The organism is Pseudomonas sp. NY15437, from assembly GCF_048068435.1.
GTDB classification, from domain to species: domain Bacteria; phylum Pseudomonadota; class Gammaproteobacteria; order Pseudomonadales; family Pseudomonadaceae; genus Pseudomonas; species Pseudomonas nitroreducens_B.
In genome coordinates this window covers 1-3,833 of the sequence record NZ_JBLUQC010000033.1, presented here as the reverse complement: position 1 = coordinate 3,833, position 3,833 = coordinate 1, and the positions used below count along the sequence as shown (strand labels likewise).

Genomic DNA, 3,833 nt, shown 5'->3' with positions numbered 1-3,833 from the left:
ACTCAGCTCAATCGGGGCAGCAGGACGGCCGGTTTTCATATGTTGCTCCAAGGCATCTCTGATGCTGAAAAGCCTAGACCAAAATATGAGTGTTATTTGTGAAACGCCACAATAGCACACTAGAAATATAGATTGGTGCACTGCCGTATGCGCGGCTTTTGCACGATTGAAGTGATAGTCATCTTGAAATTAATTTGACATCCTCCATTCACAGTTTTGGCAGGGGTCAATAAATAATAAAAATGGTGAAGACTATGGCGTCTAAAATATTCTACCGAAGTGTCGTTGGCGTGCTTTTGAGTGTATGGTCATTCTATGCGTTAGCGACAGATGGCGTGTATCTTGAGGGTTTTGGTGCAGTTTCGAGAGGTATGGGAGGGACCGCTGTTGCTCATTATGTCGGTCCGGCGTCAATGATGGTTAACCCGGCGACAATGGATTTGTCAGATGCGACAGGTGAAGTGTTGCTAGGGTTCGACTTGATTACCACTGACATCAGTGCTTCGAGTCTTACTACAGGTGAAGACGTGTCATCAAGCACGCACTCTAATAATAGAGGTCCGTATGTTGCCCCTCAGTTTGCTTTTACTCGTAAATTTTCCAACTGGACTGTTGGTGCGGGTATTTTTGCACAAGCTGGTATAGGGGTTGAGTATGGGAAGTCTAGTTTTTTGTCGCGCGGTGATGTTGGTGGAGTGGGTTATGCCGCTGGCGCTGATACAGGTCTTGAGAATGCGAGCCGTTTGTTTATTCTTGACATACCTTTTGCAGTAAGTTTCAAGGTTAATGATCGTTTTTCCATCGGAGGTTCGTTGGATGCAAAATGGACTGGTTTGAATCTTGATTACTTGCTTGGAATGAATCAGTTAGGTAGCCTTGCTCAGAGTGGACGAGTCTCTGGCTCCTTAATGGGATTGATCAGTACTTTACCTGATCCGCGTGGTGTGCATCTGAGCGTTAGCAAAAACAAAGAAATTGCAAGTGGTGTAGATGGTTGGGGTTACTCTGGTAGGTTAGGTTTGTTGTACAAGGTGGCGCCTACAACAAATCTGGGTGTTTCTTACATGTTCAAGAGTCATATGAACGATCTAAAGGGGCGAGGAACAATCACTGCCGTCGATGGCTTGCTTGGTAATGTACCTATTGATGGGGAGGTTCGGTTTTTAAATTTCAACACGCCTGCCAAGCTTGATGTAGGCTTGAGCCATAATGTAACTGACAGGTTCTTGCTCGCTTTAGATTTATCTCGGGTTTTCTGGAAGGATGCTTTGAAAGATATTGACGTGGGCTTTGCTAGTGACGCTGGTGGTGTTGATCTGAAATTACCTCAGAACGCCAAGGATCAAACGATTGTGGCGATTGGGGCTTCGTATGCCGCGACCCAGAAGCTTACGCTGCGAGCAGGATACCGTCAGGCTACTCAGCCATTCAATGATGAGGTGTTGCTTGCCCTGGTCCCAGGGATTTTACAGAAGCATGCCTCCTTAGGCTTTAGCTATAATTTCTCTAAATCGAGTAGATTTGATGCTGCATACTCACACGCCTTTGAGAGTAGTATGACTAACCGATCAACTTACAACACATCATCCCCTGTTAGGTCGTCCATGTCACAAGATAATTTTGTCTTGGACTACATTTATTCATTCTGATGGTGGATTTAAACTAGGTTGTTGTATGGAAAATTAAGTGCTGTGCTAGGAAGCCGCTGTTTGATTCGTATTATGCTTCCTAGTATCACTTTATCGAGGCTGTAGCTACTTGTTCTGCTGTTCGGCTAGATTGTGAGTGGCTTCAGTTTTTTCTTGTTTATGTGCACTTCAGTATCTTTTCCCGTTTTATGTTCTGATATCCATATCGAGCAGGCCTGGGACTGGGTGCGCGTGCCAAAGTCAAGTATCCGTTCCGCGTGCTCAAGTGACATTTTAGCTACTCAAGGTGTGTTTCCGTTAGTTGCTGACGAGCACTGCTCAGTTGTGACGTTGTTTGCGCTGGTGAGCCTGTGAATGGCGCTTCGGAGTTTGCTGGAATATGCAAGAAAGGTGTGTCTATGATGCGGAGAATAGTTGTGAAAAGTTGCTGTCAAAGGGTGAAAAGCACCGAAATTAGTGAGTGATCTGATCATTTTCGATTGGCTCGCTAATTTCAAGTTCGGCGGAGGCTGAAGCAGCTATAATTACTAGGACTCGTTGCCGGTTTCGATGATGTAGCAGTGGTTCGTGAGGCGATCCAGCAAAGCTGTAGTCAGCTTGGCGTCGCCAAACACGCTCGACCATTCGGCAAAGCTCAGGTTGGTGGTGATGACCACGCTGGTGTGCTCGTAGAGGGGGTCTGAGAAATCGAGTCTTGAAGCTGAATACCTTGGTTGGGCATCGAGCTCAAAAAGCCGGATTCTATAATCACTTTATAATCGCCTATAAAGCTCATTCTAGAGAGCTCCGGCAACCTACAAGGCAGGGCCGTCGTGTAGTGGTCAACAATTCCCGGACACAGAATTGAGTTTTTCTTCCGCAACCGCCGGCGGTACGAAACCGTTGCGCTTATGCGGCCTTGTCCAGTTATACCGCTGCATGAGGTAGCGGCCGATGTCCTGCTCGGCCAACGCTGTCGTCATGTAACCCACCGTCGGCACCCACTCCGTTTTCAAACTACGAAACAGCCGCTCCATGGGTGCGTTGTCGTAACGTAAGCGCTCCATGAACCCCACATTCAAAGCGCTTACCTGATCCCCGATGCGTAACCGCTCCATTAACCCAACATTCAAATCGTTTAGCTAATCCCGGATGCTGTGCTCCCGATTTCTTGCTGGCGCCCATCCAACATGATGCGACCTCGATGCAACAGTCAAAAATCTTTGTAACCGCTCCATTAACCCAACATTCAAATCGTTTAGCTAATCCCGGATGCTGTGCTCCCGATTTCTTGCTGGCGCCCATCCAACATGATGCGACCTCGATGCAACAGTCAAAAATCTTTAGCCCAAACCGTCGACTTCTGAAAACCCATCGACGGCCTACCTCTGGTCAAGTCGGGCATCAATCTCGCGGTATTTGACCCGTGCTTTTCGTCGATAACCTTCCCCAACTGAGGGTGAAACCTGCACAGCATTACTGTCAGTCGATCCTCCATGCCAAAGTCTTCTACTCATAACTCACCAGAGGCCAGAGGCTGCTAGGCGCGAAACCCAAATTTTGCACCATTAAATAGCCATTACCTGGCGATTTTGTGCCACTGCAATGGCCTGGTCTTGGCATTCTTATACCGACTGAATGGAATCGGACTATTTAGCACCATTTCTGTGCCACAGAATTGCTATTTAATGCCACGGAAATGCAGGATTCTGTTCTTTCTGTGCTCATTTGAGCCCCTTTGGTCCTGTACCGGGGGTAGGACTTTTTTTGTATCGGGCTGAGGACCTTCTAGTTTTCCAGGGGGGCACGCCCAAAAAATGTCCCGAGTCTATTACGTGTTTGGCGTATTTGGCGGTACAACAAAGGACATCCCAAGAGAGCCTCGGTTAATGGAGCGCTTACAATGGATAAAGCGTCAGGCGCATACCAGCGTGAAGGAACTTGAGTCATCCATCGAGCATTACCTGGCGACCTACAACCAAGATCCCCGGCCTTTCCGCTGGCACAAGGGGGCAGAAGATATCCTGGCCTCCGTGAAGAGGGCAGCATCCGTGCTCAGTAAAAAATTATAATGCTGACTTATGATTCACCACACTAGTGTGGCGTTTCACAAATAACACTCATATTTTGGTCTAGGCTTTTCAGCATCAGAGATGCCTTGGAGCAACATATGAAAACCGGCCGTCCTGCTGCCCCGATTGAGCT

1 protein-coding gene and 3 pseudogenes are annotated in these 3,833 nt (G+C 47.6%); 2 read left to right on the top strand and 2 right to left on the bottom strand.

Annotated elements, in window-relative coordinates; translation table 11 throughout:
• The first annotated feature begins 254 nt into the window (after positions 1 to 254).
• Positions 255 to 1,649 (top strand): OmpP1/FadL family transporter, encoded by a 1,395-nt coding sequence (locus tag ACNFIA_RS31855; RefSeq protein WP_416790985.1) that lies wholly within the window; start codon positions 255 to 257, stop codon positions 1,647 to 1,649.
• Between the two features lie 530 nt (positions 1,650 to 2,179).
• Here the strand turns inward: ACNFIA_RS31855 and ACNFIA_RS31850 are convergent.
• Positions 2,180 to 2,323: pseudogene (locus ACNFIA_RS31850) on the bottom strand (ATP-binding protein); the annotation flags it as partial.
• 147 nt (positions 2,324 to 2,470) lie between these two features.
• Positions 2,471 to 2,680: pseudogene (locus tag ACNFIA_RS31845) on the bottom strand (integrase core domain-containing protein); the annotation flags it as partial.
• Between the two features lie 849 nt (positions 2,681 to 3,529).
• Here ACNFIA_RS31845 and ACNFIA_RS31840 point away from each other — a divergent pair.
• Positions 3,530 to 3,700 (top strand): annotated as a pseudogene (locus ACNFIA_RS31840) (IS630 family transposase); the annotation flags it as partial.
• Positions 3,701 to 3,833 lie beyond the last annotated feature (133 nt).